This is a genomic window from Bartonella sp. AA86SXKL (assembly GCF_042196885.1).
In genome coordinates this window covers 337-653 of record NZ_JBHIRE010000411.1, presented here as the reverse complement: position 1 = coordinate 653, position 317 = coordinate 337, and the positions used below count along the sequence as shown (strand labels likewise).

General features: G+C 39.7%; 1 pseudogene. It reads left to right on the top strand.

The annotated features are described in order from the left end of the window. Positions 1–317, top strand: a pseudogene (locus ACFIO5_RS12305) (tail fiber domain-containing protein); the annotation flags it as partial.

Sequence of the window (317 nt, the reverse complement as noted above, 5' to 3'; positions counted from 1 at the left end):
GTGATCAAACAAAAAATGCAATTAATGGGCTTAGCAATAATACGCATAACTATGATAATAATTACTTAAATGGATTAGCCACAGGGCAAAATTCAACCAGCCAAAATTTAAAGAACATGGCTTCTGGTCATGAGATAGGCAATAATCCTTATTTTAAGGAAGCACTGCAAAACACGTTAAATAAAGCTTCAGACACGATTAACAGTTCATTGGCAGGCGCGGGGCGTTATGGTTCTGGTGCACATACGGGTGTTTTGGCAGATGAATTAGGCAGCATAGCAACCCAAGCTCTCTCACAGCAATATAACCAAGACGTC